Origin of the sequence: Corynebacterium sp. MSK204 (assembly GCF_030229885.1) — a bacterium.
Classification (GTDB): Bacteria; Actinomycetota; Actinomycetes; order Mycobacteriales; family Mycobacteriaceae; genus Corynebacterium.
In genome coordinates, this window is record NZ_JASPGQ010000021.1 from 1 (window position 1) to 21,335 (window position 21,335).

Here is a 21,335-nt window from a genome sequence, read left to right on the forward strand (position 1 = left end):
AACTCACAATGAACATCCTCTCCTACGGACACAAGATCCGCACTAATCGGGTGTCCACTAAACGAGGGTAACCTCAGTTTGCGGCGGTTGCGTTCATTGCAGGCATAGCGCTTTTTGGGACGCAGATTCACGCCGCGAAGGAGCAGGGGACCGACGTAGATATTCGCGCTGCGTTGAGTTGGGCTGGTGTAGAAAGCACCGACGAGGGTCCTGATCATACGGTGGCCTACGATTCTTTCCACGGCGAGGACCTGGATATGGATATTTATAAGCCCAATGATGGCGGCACCCACCCCGTCATGATGTATGTCCACGGCGGCGGCTGGGATCAGATGAACAAGCACTCCCAGGCGTTCAATATGCGGCAGATGGCGCAACGCGGCTACCTCGTATTATCCATCGATTACACGCTGTCCAGCTGGGATCAGCCCACGTGGAAGGTGGCAGCGGGGCAGGTGGGATGCGCGATGAATTGGGCCCACGCCCACGCAGTGGATTATGACGGCGACCCGGAGCGCTTCTTTATGTACGGCGAATCCGCCGGCGGCCAGTTGGTGCTGAATGCGACTGCCGATGCCGCCGCGCACCCCAACCAGCTGCCTTCCGCCGATTGCCCCGGCACGCCGGCCGTTCCCCGCGCCGTGTATGTGGATTCACCGGCCCTCGATGTCCGCCACATCTATGATTCTGACGATCCCTATGCCGCGCAGGGTTCCCGCGATACCGTGCAGAAATACCTGGGTGGAACGCCCGAGGAATATCCAGACCGCGCGGATTTCGTTACCTCGGCTACGCACCTTACTTCGGACATGCCGCCCATCAAGATTGTCCGCAGTGACAACGATCGCCTCGTCCCGCCGGAAAGCTATGACGACTTTCGCCGCATAGCGCATGAAAAGAACATCGACCTGAGCGAGTACGTGCGTCCTCACGCTGACCACGCATCCGCCCTCAGCGCCCACGGAGTGTGGAATCAGCACTTGCTCCAAGCGATGCCCCAATTCTTCGCCGAGCACGATCCGCAAGCTTCTTAGGCTCCCGAAACCCCTGGGGTTATGCGTGGCTTACTTGACTGACCTTGAAGTGCTCGGAAGCGGTTTTGACGGCTCCAAAAGCAGCCCAAGTGACGTGGAGGAGAAGCAAAACAAGCAAGGCGGCGCTGACAGTATCCATCCAGCCCAGGCCCCACGCCAGCGCCGCGGGCTGCGTGGACAGGGTGTGAGTGCCGAGGCAGCAGGTGCCCACGGGGAAGGTGCTGGCCCACCAGCTGGGGTTAAAAGACATTGGGGTGTTTCCAAGAGCGGTACCCCAATGCTTGGCGATGGCATAGACCGACAGCGGCACGCCGAAGCTCAGCATCACTACACCATAGATCATGGCGCGGAAATGCCATTGGTCACCGGCGAGTAGCTGTGCTGCCGCGGTGGACTGGCCGACCAACCCCAGTGGAATCCAAGCGGTGGCGGCGAAGTTAATGGGAACCTTGGGGAAAGTACGCCGGTAAACGAAGGCGAATATCGGCATTCCCGTAACCCAAGCCAAGACGAAGCAGAACACGCCGATGCCGTGGATGACCGAGCTCCACTCGCCAGCGTGCGTTGCCAGCTGTGCCGAAGCAGTGGCGGAAACCATAGGTGCCACCAGCGGAAGCCCTAAGGCAAAGGCGGGATTAGTGGGATGATTGAAGAGAAGATACTTTACATACTTTAAGCAGGTAATCACGCTGAGGACGGTTCCCACGGCCCAACACACAGCGTGAATTGACCAGGCATCAAAGATGAGGGAGTAGGCGCTGCCCAAGGCAAGGATGCCCATGGAAACCATGCCCCATGCAGGCATGTCGTCGGAATGAAAACCTGGATTTCGGTACTTAATGAATCCCGCCGTGAGCGCCAAGAAGACAAGAGTCGCCACGCCGAGCATGATTTCGGCAGGGAGGCGCCCAATCACCGGGCTTAAGTGCGTATCGATGAGGGATGAGGAGATCGATAGTTCCATGAGTGCTCCCGCCCAGGCAGGCCCTAGCGGAGGAATTTTCATGTCATTCCGAACTTTTAACATTTCAGGTTATTTGCTTCCTCATGCTCGTGGGAGACTGCGCAATCCGAACGGAATTCCAATGAATAAATATACTCCTACAAGGGTCGATGATGGAGATCGGGCTTTACCCATGCGTTAATGGAAACCATGTGGCTCGTAGATGGGATGGATTCTGGCGAAGAGGATTAGATTCTCCTTTTCCTTGAAGCTCTTTACTCCCCTCAGTAGACTTACGGTAACGTAACTTAGCTCTGGTGGGAGAAAGAAGTATCGCTGTGGCTCAGATACACGCTGAAGGAACAAAAGAGGCGGGGGAGCATCCCTTGAAAGAAGGCTTGGTGCAGCGCACCTATTGGATGGCGGATCGCGGCGAGCGGCCGCTGACCCGTGGATGGGGTCATGCGCTGGCGGCGTTGCTATCGGTGATCGCCTCCACCGTTCTCATCACGTATGCGTGGATGACGCTGCACTGGTGGCAGGGTCTAGGCGTTACCGTCTATGGCCTAGGATTGGTAGGGCTTTTTGGCGTCTCGGCGCTGTACCACCGCTATCCGTGGCCTAGCCCCCGAGCGGTGCAATGGTGGCGGCGGGCGGACCACGCCACGATTGCGGTATTCATTGCCGCCACATACACCCCGTTGTGTTTGATTGCGTTATCCCCAGCGCAGGCAGCATGGATGCTCGCCATTGCGTGGGCGGGCGCGATCTTGGGCGTGATTTTGAACCTAGTGTGGATTGAGCACCCGCGGTGGCTCGATGTTGTGGTGTACCTAGCGCTGGGCTGGTTGGTGCTGCCGCTACTACCCACGCTGTGGAGTGATGCCGGCGCAGCAGTGGTCTGGCTATTGCTGGCCGGCGGCGTGGTTTACTCCGTAGGTGCGCTGGTCTATGGCTTTAAGTGGCCTGGGCGCAATGCGCGCTACTACGGCTATCACGAGCACTTCCACACCGCGACCATCGCGGCGGCAGTGGTGCACCTCGTGGCGGTATGGCAAGTGGTCGTTGGCGCTGCCTAGACCGTAATTGCCGTGTTATTGAACAGGGCGGCATGCGCCAGGATGATCAATCCTTGCCGCAAATCCGTCTGGTTAACGGTCAGCGAGAATCCGGAAAGTCTCCCACCAGTCTTGTTCGATTTCCTTGGCCTGCGGCGAGGCTAAGTGTTCATCCACGTCTCCGTCGAGGTCAACATTAGGCAAAAGAACTTCTGCTGGTTGTAGCGGAGGTCGCGGGGTGGGCGCGCCGGAGATCATCGCCTGGGAGAACTCTTGGAGGATTTCGTTCCAGGCAAGGCCGTGGCTCAAATCGGGAAGCCGGGTCGATTCAACTCCGCCGTAAAACGCAATGATGCTATCTACTACTTCACGTTCGTATGTGCTGAGATTGTCGGACTGACCACCGGGAACATAGGGCACTGGCCAGGGTTTTTCATCCCCCCGCTACCTGCCAGGTTTGAGTGCGCAGTTCGCGGGAAACAGGGCCATGTCGCCACGCTTGAAACTCCGCTTGGAATAACGGTCGGCCCGTCCACGCCAGATGCCAGCCTTGGGAGAAGTAGCACAGCTTGTACAGCTTGAGCTTGTCCACATTGGGAATGCGTTCAGTTATGTACTGCCCAACGTCAAAAATTTCAGCCATGCTCTCCTCCTTTCAGTTTCGCGTTAAAGTATACGGCCTCATTTTGCAGTGGGAAAGAGCTTCTGTGCTTCCGTTCCCGCGGCAACCGCGGCTGCGAGCAGCATGCGGGCTTGGGGTGCGCGGAGGTTGCCGGAGGGGATGACGCCGGCATCGGCAAGCGTGGCACCGCCACCGGCGCCGCCGTAGATACCCTCGACGGGGCCGTGATCCACGCGGGTAGTAAGCACGACGGGAACGGACTTGGCGGCTTCCATGGCGGCGGTAGCCAGATCGGGGCCGATATTTCCTGAACCCATGCCCTCTATGACGATGGCCTGCGCGCCCTTGGCCAAGGATTGCTCAATGAGATCCGCTGGGGCGCCGGGGTAGGCGGCGATGATGTCCACGCGGACATCGCCAAGCGGAGCGTACTTCAGCGGCTCGGGGCGTTCTGGGAATTTCTCCTGGCTATTGGTAGCAAAGCCATCGGCCTTTTCCGTATCAGATTTAAACGCGCCGCGGGCGGGGATCACCTTGCCGCCAAAGGCGATGAATGCGCCGTGGCCGGCATAGTCCGAGTTGGTGACGGTCTCTACCGCGGTAGCGAGGTTTTCTGGGCCGTCTGGATCATCGTCATCGAACGGGCGCATTGCGCCGGTGAGTACGACGGGCTTATCGCTGTCGTGGAAAGTGTCGAGCGCAATGGCGGTCTCTTCCATGGAATCGGTGCCGTGGGTGACGATGACGCCATCGACGTCATCGCGCTCTAGCTGCTCCTGTACGGCGGTGATGATTTTATCGGTATCGGCCAAGGTCATCGCAGAAGAATCCAGGTTGGCAATGTCTTTGACCTCAAGCTCCAACTTGTCTTTGTCGAACTCGGAGTACAGCGGGTCCACCAAATCAGAGCCCTTTACGGTGGGCACCTCCGCGCCCTTGTCATCGTGGGTGCTGGCGATGGTGCCGCCGGTAGAAAGCACCACCACATGCCCCTCGATTTCGGAGCGCTGCTTGGCGTGGGAGCCGCTTGATTTGGCGGAAGTGGTGGAAGAGCTTGTGGCGGAGCTGCTGGCGCTACTGGAGCTGGTAGCGGAACTAGAACTCGATGCTGTGGAAGATGCTTCTGAGGTCTTTTCCGCGGAAGTAGAAGAAGAGGTAGTCGTCGGCGTAGCCGAAGCCTCATCTTTATCCTCCTGGTTGGCCGGGTTCTGGCAGGAGGCCAGCAGCACTGCGGAGGCAACTAATGCGGCGGAGTACTGCACCCTGCGGCGCAGGCGTGGGTTAGACATATCAACTCATTTCTCTAGCGTGGTCTCAGTAACCAATTTAATACCACGCTGGTGCGCAGGCGCCGCACAAAAGAAAATGTGCTGAAAATTTAATCCACGTGCTGGTAGTGCGGCGCCACGATGAGCGGCTTCGGGGAATATTCGCCGCGCAGCTCGCGCAAGATATTGGCGTGCTCGGCCAGGCGGATATCTTCTTCCGTCTGTGGGGTAAAGGTGCGCGCGGTCAGCGGCTGCCCGTCGCGGTCCAGGGCAATATAGGCCACGGTGGCGTGGATGGCGGTCTTGAGATTATCGCGGCCGCCGCGGGGATCGCCGGCGCGAACGTGGATGGACATCTGCATGGAGCGGCGGTCCGTGCGCATCATGCGGGCATCGACCTCAATGAGATCGCCGATGGAAATGGGCTTATAAAAGCGGATGCCACCGGCATAGACGGAAACGGTGCGCTCGCCGGACCACTCCATGGTGCAGGCGGTGCCGGCTTCATCGATCCACTGCATCGCGGTGCCGCCGTGCACCTTGCCGCCCCAGTTGACGTCGGTGGGCTTGGCCAGGAAACGATTGACCATGCGTGGGGCATCGGAAGGCCCATCGTAGCTCTGCTTGTCCATCTCGAGCTCGATTGCCTTGCGCAGCTCGATGCGGGATTTCGCGGCCTCGGCCACGCGCATGTGCTCATCGGTATCCGGCACGAAGGTGGGAACCGGGGTGGTCTTATCGCTTTCGGGGTCCTTGGCCACGAAGATGACCAGGCAATCGCAGGCGCGGGTGAAAATGCCCTCGCGGGGATCGGCAGAAAGCACCTCGTTGATGATGTGCATGGAAGACCGGCCGGTCATCGCGATGCGCGAGCGCACCTCCACGATGTGCCCGGAAGGAATGGGCCGGGTGAAGTGGATATGGCCCACATAGGCGGTCACGCAGTACTGCCCGGACCACTGCACGGCGCAGGCGTAGGCGGCCTTATCGATCCACTCCAGCACGCGCCCGCCATTGATGCCGGGGGCGCCGGCCATGGTGACATCGGTTGGCGATGCCATAAAGCGCAGCGTAAGGGTAGGGGACTTTTGGGTTTCCGCAGCAGCGTCAGTAGGTGACATAAACAATAAGATAACAGTAGCTATGCTGTGGCTATGCCTAAACCCGTAGATCCCGCCGCCACGCGCGCGGCAGTCATCGCCATCAAGGATTGGATTCAGGACCCGGACGGGCAACAAAAGCCAGGCAGGGCCCTGCTTGCCGATGCCGTCCGTCGCACCGCCCGCACCCTCGAAGCCGACGCGCCGGGGCACTCGGTGGAGCTGCGCGTACCCCCATTTGTTGCGGTGCAGTGCATTGAAGGCCCTCGTCATACGCGCGGCACCCCACCCAATGTGGTGGAAATGGATGCGGAGACTTGGCTGCGTTTGGCCACCGGTGTCACGGACTGGGACGAGGTCAAAAACACAGGTCGCATCGATGCTTCCGGGTCGCGTTCAGGGGAGATTGCACAGTGGTTGCCCATCATTCCGTTAGTTTTCGACGGCCCAACGCGCTAATATAAACGCCGTGGTAGAAGTACATACTCCTAGTATCACTGACCTTGACGATCGTAACGAGGAGGAACCCCGCGAAGAGTGTGGCGTCTTTGGCGTCTGGGCTCCCGGGGAGGAAGTCTCCAAACTTACCTACTTTGGCCTTTTTGCTCTCCAGCACCGCGGCCAAGAAGCCGCCGGCATTGCGGTGGGCGATGATGACCGCATCGTCGTCTTCAAAGACATGGGCCTGGTGGCCAATATCTTCGATGAATCGACCCTTTCTGCCTTAAACGGCAATGTGGCGGTGGGCCATACGCGCTATTCCACGGCCGGTGGCAAGGAATGGTCCAACGTGCAGCCGATGTTTTCCACCTCCTCTACGGGCGTGGATATTGCCTTGGGCCACAACGGCAACCTGGTCAATTACCTCGAGCTGCGTGCAGAGGCCGTCGAGCGCGGCCTGATTAAGCCGCACGAGGAATCGGTTTCTGACTCGATGTGCTTGTCCATGCTGCTTGCCGATGGCGTCGATGACACCACCTCCGTCTTCGACTCCGCCCGCGAGCTCCTGCCGCGGGTGAAGGGCGCATTCTGCTTGACCTTTACCGATGGCCACACCATGTACGCCGCGCGCGACCCGCAAGGCGTGCGCCCGCTGGTGCTGGGCCGACTGGCCAAGGGCTGGGTTGTTGCCTCCGAAACCTGCGCGTTGGATATCTGTGGCGCGCAATTTATTCGCGAAATCGAGCCGGGCGAGCTCGTCGCCATCGATGAGGCCGGCATCCGCTCTGAAAACTTCGCGCCCGTCAAGCGCAGCGGCTGCGTTTTCGAGTACGTGTACTTGGCCCGCCCGGATAGCGATATCAAGGGCCGCTCCGTCAACGCCTCCCGCGTGGAGATCGGCCGCCGCCTGGCCCGCGAATACCCGGTTGAGGATGCAGACCTGGTCATCCCCGTACCGGAATCCGGCAACCCGGCCGCGGTGGGCTACGCCCGCGAATCCGGCATCACCTTCGCCCACGGCTTGGTGAAAAACGCGTATGTGGGCCGCACCTTTATTCAGCCCACGCAGACCCTGCGCCAGTTGGGCATCCGGTTAAAGCTCAACCCGTTGCGCGAGGTCATCGACGGCAAAAAGCTCGTCGTGGTGGATGATTCCATCGTGCGCGGCAATACCCAGCACGCGCTTATCCGCATGCTGCGCGAGGCCGGCGCCGCCGAGGTCCACGTGCGGATTGCCTCCCCGCCGGTGAAGTGGCCGTGCTTTTACGGCATCGACTTCGCTTCGCCCGGCGAGCTCATTGCCAACGCCAGTCCGTCCGATGACCCGGAAGAGATTTGCTCCACCATCTGCGAGACCATCGGCGCTGACTCTTTGGGCTTTGTCTCCATCGATGAAATGGTCGCCGCCACCGAGCAGCCTCGCTCCGAGCTGTGCACCGCCTGCTTCTCCGGCGATTACCCCCTTGGCCTTCCCGCCGGAAACGCCAATGCTGATGCCGTGCGCACCCTGCTCGGAACCCAATAAAAACACTTAAGGAACTTTTAAAAACATGAGTGACAACACCTACGCCGCAGCCGGCGTCAATATCGAAGAAGGCGACCGCGCGGTAAGCCTATTTGCCCCACACGCCAAGCGCGCCACCCGCCCGGAGGTCATGGGCGGCCTCGGCGGCTTTGCGGGGCTCTTCAAGCTGGGCGATTACAAGGAACCCATCCTCGCCGCCGGCTCCGATGGCGTGGGCACCAAGCTCGCCGTTGCGCAGGCCATGGATAAGCACGACACCATCGGCATCGATCTGGTGGCCATGTGCGTCGATGACCTAGTCGTCTGCGGCGCCGAGCCACTATTCCTGCAGGACTACATCGCCGTGGGCAAGGTCGTGCCGGAAAAGGTAGCCGAGGTAGTCAAGGGCATTGCCGAGGGCTGCGTGCAGGCAGGCGCTGCGCTGCTCGGCGGCGAGACCGCCGAGCATCCAGGCATGATGGGGGAGAACGAATACGACGTCTCCGCTACCGCCGTCGGCGTGGTTGAGGCCGATGGCGTGTTGGGCCCAGACAACGTGCGCGAGGGCGATGTACTCATCGCCATGGGCTCGTCTGGGCTGCACTCCAATGGCTACTCGCTCGCGCGCCACGTCTTGCTGGAGCAGGCGGGCATGCCGCTAGACGGGTACGTGGAAGAGCTCGGCCGCCCGCTAGGGGAGGAGCTTTTGGAACCCACTCGCATCTACGCCAAGGAATGCCTGGCGCTGGCGCAGGAATGCTCCGTATCCACCTTCTGCCACGTCACCGGCGGCGGGTTGGCCGGCAATCTGGAGCGCGTTATTCCAGAGGGCCTGAGCGCTGAGGTCAACCGCTCCACGTGGAATCCGGGCCAGATCTTTAAGCTCATCTCGTCCATGGGCAAGGTCGAGCTGGCGGAGATGGAAAAGACCTTCAACATGGGCGTGGGCATGATTGCCGTGGTCAATCCGGAGGACCGCGACCGCGCCTTGGCCATGCTCACTGCCCGCCACATCGACGCGTGGGAGCTGGGCAGCGTCCGCGAAGCAGACGGCGAAGAACCGCGCGTTATCATGCAGGGCGAACACTCAAACTTCTAGGTACAAGAGGAAGGCCTTAGGTTAAAAACCTAAGGCCTTTTGTGGATTTATCCGGCGAGCGGAAGATTAGCGCTCGTCGTCGTTGTCCTCATCCCATTCGTCGACATACTCGGCGTAGGGATCATCCTCTTCGTAGTCGTGGGAGTCACCCTCCTGCTGAGCAGCGAGTTCCCGCTGAAGGGACTCGATATCCATCTCGGGTGAGTTGTACTTGAGCTGGCGTGCAACTTTGGTCTGCTTTGCCTTAGCGCGTCCGCGTCCCATGTGCATGACCCCCTTGGGCTAGTAGGGCGCTCCAGGGATTCTTGGGCGCCCCATCGGCTTGTCAATTGTGTATCTTCCTGTAAGACACAATAGCGCGTGTGACGAAAAAATTCCGCACCGGCCCCCCGATGAGTGGAAAATCTACCGCCCGCGCAGCCGGTTTACCGCCTCGCGCCCGGCCTTGGGGCCCTCATCTTCGGGGATGGAGGATGCATCAATCGACGCCGCGGTATCGCCGATTTCCAATGTGCCTGCATCCAGCGCAGAACGCTTTACTAGACCCAAGGCGATGGGGCCGAAGTCGCAGTCATTCACGATGGTTCCAATGCGACCTACCTTACGGCCATTGAATGTAATGTCATCGCCCACATTCGGCCTCTCCGGCGCGGATCCGTCCAAGTGGAGGAGCACCAAGAGGCGAGGAGAGCGGCCCAGGTTCTCCACGCGGGCCACGGTTTCTTGGCCGCGGTAGCAGCCCTTATTCAGGTGTACGTGGGCGGGGTTAGCATCGCTGCGGCTAATCCACTGCGGAACCTCGTGCGGGATGGATTTCTTATCCAAATCTGCGGCGAGCTCCGGCTCGCGGGCGCGCACGCGCTCGGCGGTAAAGGCCATGAGCCCGGCAAGCCGCGCGCCCTCTGCCTCTAGGGCGGCCATGGATTCCACCAACTGTTCGCGCGGAATGCCCAGGTCAATGCGCCTGATTCCCGGCCACTGCACCTCGCGGGAAAAGACTACGGTGGGTGGGGTGGGAATATCGGGTTCACCCAGCAATGTCACGATCGCGATATCTGCTTCTTCGACCGTGACCTCAGACCAAAAGACCATCTTGGTTAAAAAGTCTTGGGCAGACTCGAACTGCGCGGCGGGCAGGTCGAGGTAGAAGTCCTCGCCCGCGCGGGTGATATCCATGTGGTGCAAAATGTGGCCTTGGATATCCAGGTCGAGGGCACCGGCGGAGAAGCCGGAGGGGGCATCGTCAAGCTTCTGCGTGAGCAGGTTATTAAGAAATCCCGGCGCATCAGCACCGCTGACGCGCAGCACGCGGCGCTGCGAGCGGTCGATGGCTATGGTCTCGGTCTCGGCCGCACGCTGTTCCCCGAGGGGATTGCCATAGTGCCAGGCCACACCTTGGGCATCGAGTACAGTCGCGTCCTGGTGCTCGGCGGCACCGGCGCGTTGAAGAAGTGGCGAAGAATAACTCACATCTACCGATGGTAGGGCATAATCGAGTCTATGAAACCCTCCCCACGAAAAGAGCCGGTCATCTACGTCGTGGAACCTTTTGGTGGGTCGGTGCGCAAGCATTCGCCCTCCCTGCCGCTGGTCTATGCTGATGATGCCGCCGTGACCCGCGGCGATGGCATTTTTGAATCGCTTTTGGTTCGCGACGGTAAGGCGGCCAACCTTGCCCGCCACGCGCAGCGCTTCCGCGATTCGGCGCGGGCGCTCGACTTACCGGAGCCGCCGATGGATAAGTGGGAAGAGGCGACCCGGCTGGCGATTGCGGATTATTGCGGCGCCGATGCCGAGCTTCCCGATGCCAAATGCACCTGGACCTATACCCGCGGCCGGGCTTCGACCGGCGTGCCCACAGCGTGGGTGACGGTGCAGCCGCTTGGCGATGCCCCGCTTCGCCAACGCACCACCGGCGTCACCGTCATGACGAGCCCGCGCCTGTGGCACGTGGCCGAAGAGCTACCGGCCAAGACGCTCAACTACGCCGCGACGATGGCGATGCTGCGCATGGCCAAGGACAAGGGGTACGATGATCTCATCCTGACGGATCCGGATACCGGCGAAATCTTAGAGGGCGCTACCTCTACCGTGGTGGCGGTGCGGGGAAAGAAGCTGCGCACTGCCGCCGGCCGCGGCATTTTGCCCGGCACCACGCAGGCAGCGCTCTTTGATTACGCCCAGGATCGCGGCTATCGCTGCAAGGCCAAGCCGCTGACGGTGGAGTACTTAGAAAAATCCGACTCGGTGTGGTTGGTCTCTTCCGTGCGCGTAGCGGTGCGGGTGACCAAGCTGAATGAAAAAACGTTAAAAGCCCCGGATAACGAGGAAGAAATCCGGGGGCTTATTGATGCCGCGCTAGGGGCCTAGCCAGCTGCTTAGCCTGCGATGCGGGTGAGCTCGGCGGACATATAGGGGCGCATCTCGCCATCGACCATGCGCTCGTCTACCCAGCCCAGGTTGTTATTGGGCATGAGTCCGTACATGCGCTTGCCGGGGCCCAGGTTCTTCGGGCCGGTCTCGGTGACCATGGTGGAGGCGGATTCGAGCTGCCAAGCGCGCTCGTTGAAGGGCTCGCCGTAGAAGATTTCCACGATGCCGGTTGAAGAGGTGTAGGTGACCTCGATTTCATCCTTGGCGGAGATGCGCCAGAAACCGGTCTCGCGGGTAGACGGGCCCTGCGGCTTGCCCTCGGTATCGATCTTCCAGGTGCGCGAGCTAAAGGTCAGGTAATTCTCGCCGTCGTGGGCGACGACCAGCTGCTGGCCAAAGGTGTATTCGCTGCCATCGGTGTCGTGGGCTTGGCCCTCGCCCTGCCAGACGCCGACGAGGGGGAGGAGTCCTAGCAATCCATCGTGCAGCGACGGGCCCTGGCGCAGGTTGGCGGTATCGGCGGGAACGGGGGCATCGCCAAGCTCGATGGCGGGGATATTGTGGCTGGCCGCATCCTTCCACTGCTCGGCGGCCTGATTGACCGCATCATTGCCATTGAGCGCGCCGGAGGTGTTTTCCGGGTGGGACGCAGCGGCGGTCTCGACGTTCGGGGTATTGGTATTCTCGTTATTTTCGCTCATGGGCGTCCAGCCTAGTCGTGCCGGGGGTGCTTTAACTACTAGACTGGTCCGTTGTGCATGCGCTGATGATTTCCAATCCCAATTCGACCTCGCAATCCAACGGGCTCTTTCGCCAGATCGTGCCCGCCCTGCGGGCCGTAGAAGGCATGCACCTATTGGTGAAATTCACCCATTACCCAGGGCATGCAGAAGACATCGTTCGGGGGATAACCAGGGATGATTATGATGTCATCATTGCCGTGGGCGGCGATGGCACCGTCAATGAGATTGTCAATGGCCTGCTGGGCCCAGCCGGTGAAGATATCCCCAGCCCGCACGAGGTGCCGGCGCTCGCCGTCATCCCCACCGGGTCCGCGAATGTCTTCGTCCGTGCCCTCGGCTTTCCCAATACGCCGGTCGAGGCCACCCACGTTTTGGCCCGCATGCTAGAGCGCGATCTGCGCCGCACCATTTACCTGGGCACCTGGAACGAACGCTGGTTTGCCGTCAACGCCGGTTTTGGCATGGATGCGGACGTCCTCGCGCGCGTGGACCGCGCCCGTGAACAAGGCTTTTCCGCCACCCCGCTGCGCTACCTCAACGTGGCCATTCGGGCTTGGTTGCGGGCTCGCCGCAACCCGCCACAGATCACGGTGCACGCGGAATCCCGCTTGGGGCAGACGCTTCATAAGAAGGATTTCCCACTCTTGTTTACGTCTAATACCAACCCCTGGACTTTCTTGGGCCCCTTGCCGGTGGTGACCAACCCGCGCAATTCCTTTGATGAGGGGCTGGCGCTTTTCGGCCTAGAAAAGCTCAGTGGCGTGCGTGGGGTCATCGGCCTGCTGCACCTCTTTGGTGCCGATAAGCACGGCTGGCTCAAGCGGCTGGTGAAGGAGAAGACCCTAGGCTTTGATGATGCCAAGCGCGTCGAACTCGATTGCCACTCCCCGCAGCGCTTCCAGGCCGATGGCGAATCCGAGGGGACCTTCCGCCACGTGACGCTGACCTCTGTGGCCGATGCCATCGAGGTCTACGCGCCGCAAGACAGGCGGCAGGTGGCCCAGCGCTCCGTGCAGGAAGTGCTGCGGGACTTTATTCGCCTTCGTTAGGATTCGTCCTCATCTGGGGCAGGACCTACCTTATTGGCGGTATCGGCCGCCTTCTTTTCGGCCTCTTCAACGGCCCGTTGCTCCGAACCCTCGATTTCCAGCGGGGATAGCTGAGCCATCTGGACCTTGATATTGCGGCGCTGGACCTCAAAGTAAAGGGTTCCGCCCTGCAGCCTTACCATCGTGGCCTGCGCCGGCAGCGGGAGCTCGCGCGTATCGAAGTTGAGGGAAAACGCCTCCTTGAGGCGCGGATCATCGGTGCCGTAGACCTCCATGCGAAACTCCGGGCCCACTAGCCGCAGCGTGACCATCGCGGTGGACTTTTCCTTATCGCCGGGCAGGGTGCCGGTAAGCTCTGCCTCGGCAGAAACGCCGCCGGAGGGCGAAATATCATCCGGGTTGGCAATGGAGAGATCGGTAATGCCCAGAAGGCGCCCTAACGCCACGCCGTCCAGGGAAATGCCGCGCGAATATGTGGATACGGGCGCGCCTTCAATATCGCCGTTTACTACCTGCTCAGGGGTAACGGTGATATCGCGCAGCACGGTCGAGGCATTGACCATGCCCAGCTTGGGAACCTCCACGTCGAGCGCCTTGACCTGCAAGTAGGGGATTTCTTTAGAGCCTGCCGCCAACAGGTACGGGGTGCCGCCGATATACACCTGGGGGGAGTTTTCCAGCCGCGAGTTCTCCTTTACCTCCTGGGCAATCTTGTGCTCAGAATGCATGGCCACGCAGGCATCGGCCACCCATGCGGCAAAGACCACGCCCACCAGGATGAGGACGTGGACAATGCGCCGGTCGACTTTGACTACACTCACGCCTTCAAATTTAGCCTACGTATTATGGACACCATGAATATCACCGAAGAAAACCTCCCCGCCTCCCCAGAGCTGGCGGGCAGCCTGGAAGAACTGGCAGCGCACGCGGAAAAGGCCGATGGTATCGCCCCGCTTTCGGAGCAATTCCTCAACGGCCTGCGCGATGAGCGCCTGCACCATAAGCACTTGGTTGCCTGGCTGGACGGCGAACCCATTGGCGTATCGAGTCGCGAGGATTCCACCGCGGAACTTTTTATTGCCCCAGACTATCGCGGCACGGGCTATGGCACCGCGCTTTACGATGCCACCGCTAACGCCACCACCAATCTCGAGACCTGGGCACATGGCAATGGCAAACCGGCTCAAGCCTTGGCTGAATCCCGCGACTTGAATGTCACCCGCACCCTTGTGGTCATGGGCATCGATGGCAGCGATCTAGATAGCGCGGCGCACGTAGGCGAGCTGCCGCTGCAGGCCGCTAATTACAGCGAGGCGGTGGACAAGTGGGGCAAGGACACCGTGGAAAGCGAGTGGCTGCGCGTTAATAACGAGGCCTTTTCTTGGCACCCAGAGCAAGGCGGCTGGGATTTAGAGCGCCTGCACCGCGGCATGGAGGCCGAGTGGTTTGATCCCCGGGATGTCTTGTTCTTCTGGGACGAGAAAGAGCAGGGGCACCCGACCCTGGCCGGTTTCCACTGGACCAAGTGGCACGAGGAGGAAGATCCCGGTTTTGGCGAGGTCTACGTGGTGGGCCTTGCGGAGGCGTACCGCGGCCAAAAATTAGGCGGACCATTGCTGCAGATTGGCCTGCGCCGCATGGTAGAAAAGGGAGCTCAGCGGGTTATTTTGTACGTGGAAGCGGACAATGAACCGGCACTGAAGGCCTACAAGCGCCTAGGCTTTTCCGTTGATGAAGAGCATGTCGTCTGGGGCTAGTGTGATTAAGGTCATGTCAACTTTCTAGCTTGTTCATTAATTGTTTACCTCACGGCACCCTGCTGGTTAATTCCTCCGGTTAGCTTTACTGATTGTGAGAAAGCCGCACCTGCGCACCTGCACCCCGCTTCCGAAGAGCGGACGTGGGATGTAAGTTCCCCTTTTTTATGGGGATGCGGTTTCCTCGGACAATCAATCTCTGATCTGCACCGGAAAGGGTTTTCCCGTGATTCGCAACTTCAAGCGCTCTGCCGCTATCTTCGGCCTCGTGGTCGCTACCTCTACCGCTCTCGTAGCTTGTTCTGAGGACACCTCCTCTGACTCCTCGGGTTCCTCCGACGGCAGCGGCGTCGCTGGCGAGCTTGTTGGTGAGGGCGCATCCTCCCAGCAGAACGCAATGTCCTACTTCGGCACCGCCTTCGCAGAGGACAACCCAGACGCAAACCTGTCCTACACCGCTTCCGGTTCCGGTAAGGGTGTTGAGGCTTTCATCAACGGCCAGGCAGACTTCGCTGGTTCTGACTCCCCGTTGAAGGAAGACGACGGCCAGATTGAGGCCGCCAAGGAGCGTTGCGACGGCAACGACGCATGGCACCTGCCTTCCACCATCGGCCCGGTTGCCATTGCTTATAACCTGGGTGACCAAGAGATCAACCTCTCCACCGATACCATTGCCAAGATCTTCAAGGGCGAGATCAAGAAGTGGAACGACGAGGCCATCGCCGCTGATAACGAGGGCGCAGACCTGCCGGACACCGACATCCACGTCATCTTCCGCTCTGACGAGTCCGGTACCTCCGATAACTTCCAGAAGTTCCTGAACGCCTCAACCGGTAACTGGGACGGCGAAGGCAAGCAGTTCCCTGACGCTGTAGGTGAGGGCGCAAACGGTTCCTCCGGCGTTGCTGACCAGGTAGCAAACATCGAGGGTGCCATCACCTACGTTGAGGCCGGCTTCGCTGACCAGAAGGAAGCTGACGGCGTCAAGAAGGCCAAGATCGACTTTGGCAACGGCCCGGTTGAGCTGAATGACGACACCGTCAACAAGGCACTGGAGAACCTGGAGTTCAAGGACACCGCTTCTGAGAACGACATGGTCGTTGACTCCAAGGCTCTCTTCGCTTCCGATGTTGAGGGTGCATACCCGCTCATCCTGACCACCTACAATATCGTCTGCTCCGCTGGCTACGATGACGAGACCGCTGAACTGGTCAAGACCTTCTTCAACGACGTTCTGGATCACCAGGATGACCAGTTGGCAGAGCAGGGCTTCATCCCAGTTAAGGGTGACCACCTTGACCGCCTGAAGAGCGCTGTTGACGCACTGCAGTAACGCATAAACCCCGCTTTACCTCGCGAAATAACATTCCGCCCGCCCCCACTGCCGCCCTCGAGACGCGCTTTGGGGGCGCAGGCATGTACATCGCATGTCCCTTTGTTTCACTTCAAATAAGGATTAGTACGTCTCATGGCAGACAATAATCTCACCCAGGCATCGACCTCGGAGGCCCTTCCCGTCTCTGGCGCCGAACAGCCTCATACCCGTGGCGATAATGAGACTGACTTGGCTACCTCCAGCTCCGGTAGCTCCGTCAAGCGCCCCGGTGACCGCATTTTCGAATTCCTCTCCACGGCCTCTGCCACGCTGATTACCGTGATGATCGCGGCGATTGCCGCCTTCCTCATCTGGCGTGCCGTCCCCGCGCTCAGCGTGAACGAGAATGGCCTACTGGGCTTTTTCACCCACGGTGAACGCTGGGAGACCACCGATACTTCTGCGATGAAGTTCGGTATCCCGACCATGTTCGGCACCACCGTCCTCATCTCGGTATTCGCGCTGATTCTGGCCATGCCAGTCGCGCTTGCGATTGCCATCTTCTTGTCCAACTACGCCCCGGCCCGCTTGGTTAAGCCACTGGGTTTCTTGGTGGACATGCTGGCCGCAGTGCCGTCCATCGTCTACGGCCTGTGGGGTTGGCAGGTCCTTGGCCCAGCCCTGTCCAGTTTCTACACCTGGATGGAGTCCTGGGCCGGTGGGTTCTTCCTGTTTACTCATTACGATAATTCGCCCGCCTTTGCTACCGGCCGCAACCTCTTCACCGGTGGCATCGTGCTCGCCGTGATGATTTTGCCGATTATCGCCGCCACCGCCCGCGAGGTCTTCGTGCAAACGCCTCCGGGCCAGATCGAGTCCGCCTTGGCACTGGGCGCTACGCGCTGGGAAGTCATCCGCATGACCGTCCTGCCCTTCGGCATGTCCGGCTACGTCGCCGGCTCCATGCTGGGCTTGGGCCGCGCTCTGGGTGAGACCATGGCGCTGTACATGGTGGTCTCGCCCCTGGTGGACTTCCGCTTCTCGCTTTTCGATGGCGGTACCACTTTCGCCACGGCCATCGCCCTCGCGGCCGCCGAGTTCGGTAACGAGACGCGCGCCGGTGCCTATATCGCCGCCGGTTTGATGCTGTTCTTGCTGACGTTTGTCGTCAACGCCATTGCCCGCGCCATCGTGAAGAGCAAGTAAGGAAGGACAACAATGACTACTACGACAAATAACAAGCCCGCCTCCGCTGGTGGGGCAACCTTCCTGGAAATCTCCGGTTCCCGCAAGGCGGCCAATAGCATTGCCACCGTCGTTGTATGGGGCGCTATGGCTTTGGCGATGGTCCCTCTGATCTGGGTGCTGTGGGAGCTCGTTGCTCGCGGTAGCGGCGTGATTTTCTCCGCTGACTGGTGGACGCTGTCCCAGCGCGGCGTGATGAATAGCGCCGAAGGCGGCGGTGCCGCCCACGCCATCGTCGGTACCTTCGTGCAAACCGCCCTGGCTTCCATCCTCTCCATCCCGATCGGTATCTTCACCGCCATCTACTTGGTGGAATACTCCAAGGGTGGCTGGCTCGGCCGCATCACCACCTTCATGGTGGACATCCTGTCCGGCGTGCCCTCCATCGTGGCCGCGCTGTTCATCTTCGCCATGTGGATCACGCTCTTCGGCTTTGGACGTTCCGGCTTTGCCGTCGCCCTGTCCTTGGTCCTATTGATGATCCCCATCGTGGTGCGCAATACCGAAGAGATGCTGCGCGTGGTTCCCATGGACCTTCGCGAGGCCTCCTATGCCCTCGGCGTGCCCAAGTGGAAGACCATTGCACGCATCGTGCTGCCGACAGCCCTGTCCGGCATCGTGACCGGCATCATGCTGGCCATTGCTCGCGTGATGGGTGAATCCTCGCCAGTGCTGGTCTTGGTTGGTTCCTCCTCGGTCATCAACTGGGATGCGTTTAAGGGCTCACAGTCCTCACTGCCGCTGATGATGCTTGATATGTACAAGGCGGGCGCGCAGCCTGCCGTGCTGGATAAGCTGTGGGGCGCAGCGCTGACGCTGGTTATCCTCATCGCCATCCTCAATATTGCGGCGCGAGTAATTTCCGCGAAGTTCTCGGTCAAGAAATAGCCGCACACGATTCCGCCACTTTTACACCCCTCAAGAGGAGAAACCTCCACAATGTCTAAGCTCGAGCTCAATGACGTCGATATTTTCTACGGCGATTTTCACGCCGTACAGAACGTAAATATGCAGATCCCGGCGCAGGCCGTGACCGCCTTCATCGGCCCGTCCGGCTGCGGTAAGTCCACCGTGCTGCGCACCTTGAACCGCATGCACGAGGTCATCCCGGGTGCATCCGTCAAGGGCGAGATCCTGCTCGATGGCACCAATATCTACGGGCCCAAGGTCGACCCAGTTTCCGTGCGCAATACCATCGGCATGGTATTCCAGAAGGCTAACCCATTTCCCACCATGTCCATCGAGGACAACGTGGTTGCTGGCTTGAAGCTGTCTGGTGAGAAGAATAAGAAGAAGCTCAAGGAAGTAGCCGAACAGTCCCTGCGCGGCGCTAACCTCTGGGACGAGGTCAAGGACCGCCTGGATAAGCCGGGCGGCGGCCTCTCCGGCGGTCAGCAGCAGCGCCTGTGCATCGCCCGCGCGATTGCCGTGGAACCAGAAGTGCTGCTGATGGACGAGCCCTGCTCCGCTCTGGACCCAATTTCCACCTTGGCCGTGGAAGATCTTATCCACGAGCTGAAGGAAAACTTCACGATCGTCATCGTGACCCACAACATGCAGCAGGCCGCCCGCGTGTCCGATAAGACCGGCTTCTTCTCCCTAGAAGCTACCGGCAAGCCGGGACACCTGGTGGAGTTCGATGAAACCACCCGAATCTTTGAGAACCCTTCCCAGAAGGAAACCGAAGACTACATCTCTGGCCGCTTCGGCTAAAGGTAGACTCTGATTGTCCGAAAAGGGCGGTACCTCCAGCGCAGGAAGGTACCGCCCTTGTGGCAGTTTTATTAGCGGCGGAATTGGCGCTCTAATTCGCTCATGCGGGCCTCGAACTCGGCGTCCTTTTGATCCTCTTGGAGCTTTCTTTCAAACTCTTCTGGCAATAGGCCGGTGGCAAAGTAAATGATGCGCCCAGCCACGGAGACGCAGTGGTCCGCGTAGCGCTCGTAGTAGCGGGTAATCTGCGCCGTCTCTACGGCCTGGCGCACCGTTCCTTCCCAGTCACGCTGGGTGAGGATGCGCAGCAGGTGGTGGTTAATATCGTCCACCGCATCATCATCGGAACGCAGGTTGACGGAGAGCTCGGCATCAGGGGTGACCAAAATATCGTGCACCACCGAACCCATTTCCTGGGTCAGGCGGAACATCTCTTCCATGAATCCGAGGTATTCAGCGGGCACGACGGCCTCAGGGTGGCGACGGCGCGCGGCATCGGCAATGTGCTGGGCCAGTTGGCCCATGCGGAAAAGATCCTCAACGATGTAGATGGAAGAGACCACCTGGCGCAGATCCTGGGCCATGGGATTTTCTAGAGCCAGAAGCTTTACCGCGCGTTCGGAGCAGCGGGAGCGAATCTCATCGAGTTCCTCGGTGAGGCTAAGCGCTTCCTCCGCGGGTTCCAGGGCGCAATCGAGCAGCGCCTGGGAGGCCTGATCCATGATGGTGCGGACGGTATCGCACATGACGATGAGGTCGTGCGAGAAGTTGTCCAGATGTTCACGGTAGGCAGTACGCATGCAGGAAATGATAGCTCACAAACCGCGCAAATGCTTGCTGAGTCACACCAGTGTGGGTTTAGCCGCCGGAGTTATAAATATCAGCGCCGACCGGAACGAATTCATCCTCGGGGTCATCGAGCCAGCCATCGGGAAGCGCGACCTTGGAGGGCGAGCCCTGGCGCCCGCGCGCACCATCGGCATCGGCAGCCAAAGCATCAGAATCCGCCCAGGGCGCCAGCAATTCGCGCAGGCTCTCTAAGGAATCCACCTTGGCCAAGCCGGCGCGCACCTGCCCGCCGACGGGGAAGCCACGCAGGTACCAGCCAATGTGCTTGCGGATGTCCCTGGATGCGTGGTCCTCGCCCTCATGCTGCGCGAGCAGTTCCGCGTGGCGAAGAATAACCTGGGTGACCTCGCCCAAGGTGGGCTCGGCGGGGATCGACTCGCCGCGCAGGGCGGCGCCCAGCTCCGCGAAAAGCCACGGCCGGCCCAGGCAGCCGCGGCCCACCTGCACGCCATCACAGCCGGTGGCCTCCATCATGCGGCGGGCGTCATCGGCGCGGAAAATATCGCCATTGCCCAGCACCGGAACGCCGGTGTCCGCGAGGTGCTCCTTGAGCCGGGCGATCTCATCCCACCTAGCATTGCCGGAATAACGTTGCGCGGCCGTGCGCCCGTGCAAGGTAACGGCGGCGGCGCCGGAATCCACGGCAATGCGCCCGGCGTCGAGGTGCGTATGGTGCTCGTCATCAATGCCCACGCGCATCTTCACCGTGACGGGGATATTCGTGCCCTCGGTGGCCTTGACGGCGGCGGAGACGATATTGCCAAAGAGACGGCGCTTATAAGGCAGGGCAGAACCGCCGCCACGCCTGGTTACCTTGGGGACGGGGCAGCCAAAGTTCATGTCGATGTGGTCGGCCAAATTCTCATCCACGATGATCTTGGCTGCTTTATAGGTGTATTCCGGATCCACCGTATAAATCTGCAGGGAACGCGGATCTTCCTCCGGGGCAAAGGTGGTCATGTGCATGGTTTTCTCGTTGCGCTCCACTAGGGCGCGCGCGGTGACCATCTCGCAGACATACAAGCCCGACACCGTTCCGGTGCGGGCCAGCTCCTGTTCCCGGCACAACGTGCGGAAGGCGACGTTGGTTACCCCCGCCATGGGGGCGAGGATGACGGGGGAGGAGAGGTCATAGTTTCCAATGCGCAAATTCACGCTCTAATTGTGCTCGTTAACGGCGGAATTTAGCAACTAACAGCAAGGTGGTGGTTACCGAGGATTC

The 21,335-nt window shown here is 60.3% G+C and carries 23 protein-coding genes; 12 read left to right on the forward strand and 11 right to left on the reverse strand.

Features of this window, described 5'->3' with window-relative positions:
* The first annotated feature begins 221 nt into the window (after positions 1 to 221).
* Entirely contained in the window at positions 222 to 1,034 is an 813-nt protein-coding gene (locus QP908_RS10820) for an alpha/beta hydrolase family protein (protein ID WP_284772260.1), read from the forward strand.
* A gap of 19 nt (positions 1,035 to 1,053) precedes the next feature.
* Here QP908_RS10820 and QP908_RS10825 read toward each other — a convergent pair whose 3' ends face one another.
* The gene (locus QP908_RS10825; RefSeq protein WP_284772261.1) at positions 1,054 to 2,061 is read right to left on the reverse strand and encodes a TDT family transporter; all 1,008 of its coding nucleotides are present in this window, start codon (positions 2,059 to 2,061) and stop codon (positions 1,054 to 1,056) included.
* 335 nt (positions 2,062 to 2,396) lie between these two features.
* Between QP908_RS10825 and trhA the strand changes: the two genes are divergently transcribed.
* Positions 2,397 to 3,056, forward strand: coding sequence for a PAQR family membrane homeostasis protein TrhA (gene trhA, locus QP908_RS10830; protein WP_232208563.1), 660 nt, complete (start codon positions 2,397 to 2,399; stop codon positions 3,054 to 3,056).
* A gap of 72 nt (positions 3,057 to 3,128) precedes the next feature.
* Here trhA and QP908_RS10835 read toward each other — a convergent pair whose 3' ends face one another.
* The 4 genes from QP908_RS10835 to QP908_RS10850 form a co-directional block, all read right to left on the reverse strand.
* Positions 3,129 to 3,455 (reverse strand): hypothetical protein, encoded by a 327-nt coding sequence (locus QP908_RS10835; protein ID WP_284772262.1) that lies wholly within the window; start codon positions 3,453 to 3,455, stop codon positions 3,129 to 3,131.
* A 13-nt stretch (positions 3,456 to 3,468) separates the two neighbouring features.
* On the reverse strand, positions 3,469 to 3,678 hold the full coding sequence (locus QP908_RS10840; RefSeq protein WP_284772263.1) for a Panacea domain-containing protein: 210 nt from the start codon (positions 3,676 to 3,678) through the stop codon (positions 3,469 to 3,471).
* A 38-nt stretch (positions 3,679 to 3,716) separates the two neighbouring features.
* Positions 3,717 to 4,946: an asparaginase gene (locus QP908_RS10845; RefSeq protein WP_284772264.1), complete on the reverse strand. Its 1,230-nt coding sequence runs from the start codon at positions 4,944 to 4,946 to the stop codon at positions 3,717 to 3,719.
* Between the two features lie 89 nt (positions 4,947 to 5,035).
* On the reverse strand, positions 5,036 to 6,046 hold the full coding sequence (locus QP908_RS10850) for an acyl-CoA thioesterase (protein ID WP_284772265.1): 1,011 nt from the start codon (positions 6,044 to 6,046) through the stop codon (positions 5,036 to 5,038).
* A 33-nt stretch (positions 6,047 to 6,079) separates the two neighbouring features.
* Between QP908_RS10850 and QP908_RS10855 the strand changes: the two genes are divergently transcribed.
* From QP908_RS10855 to purM, 3 genes are read left to right on the forward strand one after another with little or no spacing between them, the layout of a single operon-like run.
* Positions 6,080 to 6,484 (forward strand): sterol carrier family protein, encoded by a 405-nt coding sequence (locus QP908_RS10855; protein ID WP_239268336.1) that lies wholly within the window; start codon positions 6,080 to 6,082, stop codon positions 6,482 to 6,484.
* Positions 6,485 to 6,494: 10 nt separating this feature from the next.
* The gene (purF, locus tag QP908_RS10860) at positions 6,495 to 7,991 is read left to right on the forward strand and encodes an amidophosphoribosyltransferase (protein ID WP_284772266.1); all 1,497 of its coding nucleotides are present in this window, start codon (positions 6,495 to 6,497) and stop codon (positions 7,989 to 7,991) included.
* Between the two features lie 25 nt (positions 7,992 to 8,016).
* Positions 8,017 to 9,069, forward strand: a complete 1,053-nt coding sequence (gene purM, locus QP908_RS10865; RefSeq protein ID WP_023023832.1) for a phosphoribosylformylglycinamidine cyclo-ligase — start codon at positions 8,017 to 8,019, stop codon at positions 9,067 to 9,069.
* Between the two features lie 66 nt (positions 9,070 to 9,135).
* On the opposite strand, the gene QP908_RS10870 is transcribed toward purM, so the two are convergent.
* Complete coding sequence (locus QP908_RS10870) at positions 9,136 to 9,333, reverse strand: DUF3073 domain-containing protein (protein WP_023023830.1); 198 nt, start codon at positions 9,331 to 9,333, stop codon at positions 9,136 to 9,138.
* A gap of 141 nt (positions 9,334 to 9,474) precedes the next feature.
* Positions 9,475 to 10,539: a CAF17-like 4Fe-4S cluster assembly/insertion protein YgfZ gene (gene ygfZ, locus QP908_RS10875; protein ID WP_284772267.1), complete on the reverse strand. Its 1,065-nt coding sequence runs from the start codon at positions 10,537 to 10,539 to the stop codon at positions 9,475 to 9,477.
* A 30-nt stretch (positions 10,540 to 10,569) separates the two neighbouring features.
* Between ygfZ and QP908_RS10880 the strand changes: the two genes are divergently transcribed.
* Positions 10,570 to 11,439: an aminodeoxychorismate lyase gene (locus tag QP908_RS10880; RefSeq protein ID WP_284772268.1), complete on the forward strand. Its 870-nt coding sequence runs from the start codon at positions 10,570 to 10,572 to the stop codon at positions 11,437 to 11,439.
* Between the two features lie 8 nt (positions 11,440 to 11,447).
* On the opposite strand, the gene QP908_RS10885 is transcribed toward QP908_RS10880, so the two are convergent.
* A complete protein-coding gene (locus tag QP908_RS10885; RefSeq protein WP_023023824.1) occupies positions 11,448 to 12,143 on the reverse strand; it encodes a heme-binding beta-barrel domain-containing protein in 696 nt (231 codons plus the stop codon).
* 53 nt (positions 12,144 to 12,196) lie between these two features.
* Here QP908_RS10885 and QP908_RS10890 point away from each other — a divergent pair, with 53 nt between their 5' ends.
* Complete coding sequence (locus QP908_RS10890) at positions 12,197 to 13,234, forward strand: diacylglycerol/lipid kinase family protein (RefSeq protein WP_156904627.1); 1,038 nt, start codon at positions 12,197 to 12,199, stop codon at positions 13,232 to 13,234.
* Here QP908_RS10890 and QP908_RS10895 read toward each other — a convergent pair.
* A complete protein-coding gene (locus QP908_RS10895) occupies positions 13,231 to 14,055 on the reverse strand; it encodes an LmeA family phospholipid-binding protein (protein WP_023023819.1) in 825 nt (274 codons plus the stop codon). The two genes, QP908_RS10890 and QP908_RS10895, sit on opposite strands and share 4 nt — an antisense overlap.
* Before the next feature lie 33 nt (positions 14,056 to 14,088).
* Between QP908_RS10895 and mshD the strand changes: the two genes are divergently transcribed.
* From mshD to pstB, 5 genes are all read left to right on the forward strand, one after another.
* On the forward strand, positions 14,089 to 14,991 hold the full coding sequence (gene mshD, locus QP908_RS10900) for a mycothiol synthase (protein ID WP_284772272.1): 903 nt from the start codon (positions 14,089 to 14,091) through the stop codon (positions 14,989 to 14,991).
* A gap of 226 nt (positions 14,992 to 15,217) precedes the next feature.
* Complete coding sequence (gene pstS / locus QP908_RS10905) at positions 15,218 to 16,324, forward strand: phosphate ABC transporter substrate-binding protein PstS (protein WP_023023815.1); 1,107 nt, start codon at positions 15,218 to 15,220, stop codon at positions 16,322 to 16,324.
* Between the two features lie 135 nt (positions 16,325 to 16,459).
* Positions 16,460 to 17,512, forward strand: a complete 1,053-nt coding sequence (pstC, locus tag QP908_RS10910; protein ID WP_023023813.1) for a phosphate ABC transporter permease subunit PstC — start codon at positions 16,460 to 16,462, stop codon at positions 17,510 to 17,512.
* 12 nt (positions 17,513 to 17,524) lie between these two features.
* Positions 17,525 to 18,439 (forward strand): phosphate ABC transporter permease PstA, encoded by a 915-nt coding sequence (gene pstA / locus QP908_RS10915; protein ID WP_284772269.1) that lies wholly within the window; start codon positions 17,525 to 17,527, stop codon positions 18,437 to 18,439.
* A 51-nt stretch (positions 18,440 to 18,490) separates the two neighbouring features.
* Positions 18,491 to 19,264 carry a phosphate ABC transporter ATP-binding protein PstB gene (gene pstB, locus QP908_RS10920; RefSeq protein WP_005279626.1) on the forward strand — a complete coding sequence of 258 codons (774 nt, stop codon included), beginning with the start codon at positions 18,491 to 18,493 and terminating at the stop codon, positions 19,262 to 19,264.
* A gap of 71 nt (positions 19,265 to 19,335) precedes the next feature.
* Here pstB and phoU read toward each other — a convergent pair whose 3' ends face one another.
* Positions 19,336 to 20,064 (reverse strand): phosphate signaling complex protein PhoU, encoded by a 729-nt coding sequence (gene phoU / locus QP908_RS10925; RefSeq protein WP_023023809.1) that lies wholly within the window; start codon positions 20,062 to 20,064, stop codon positions 19,336 to 19,338.
* Between the two features lie 58 nt (positions 20,065 to 20,122).
* Positions 20,123 to 21,268 (reverse strand): tRNA dihydrouridine synthase DusB, encoded by a 1,146-nt coding sequence (dusB, locus tag QP908_RS10930; protein WP_239268317.1) that lies wholly within the window; start codon positions 21,266 to 21,268, stop codon positions 20,123 to 20,125.
* Positions 21,269 to 21,335: the final 67 nt, after the last annotated feature.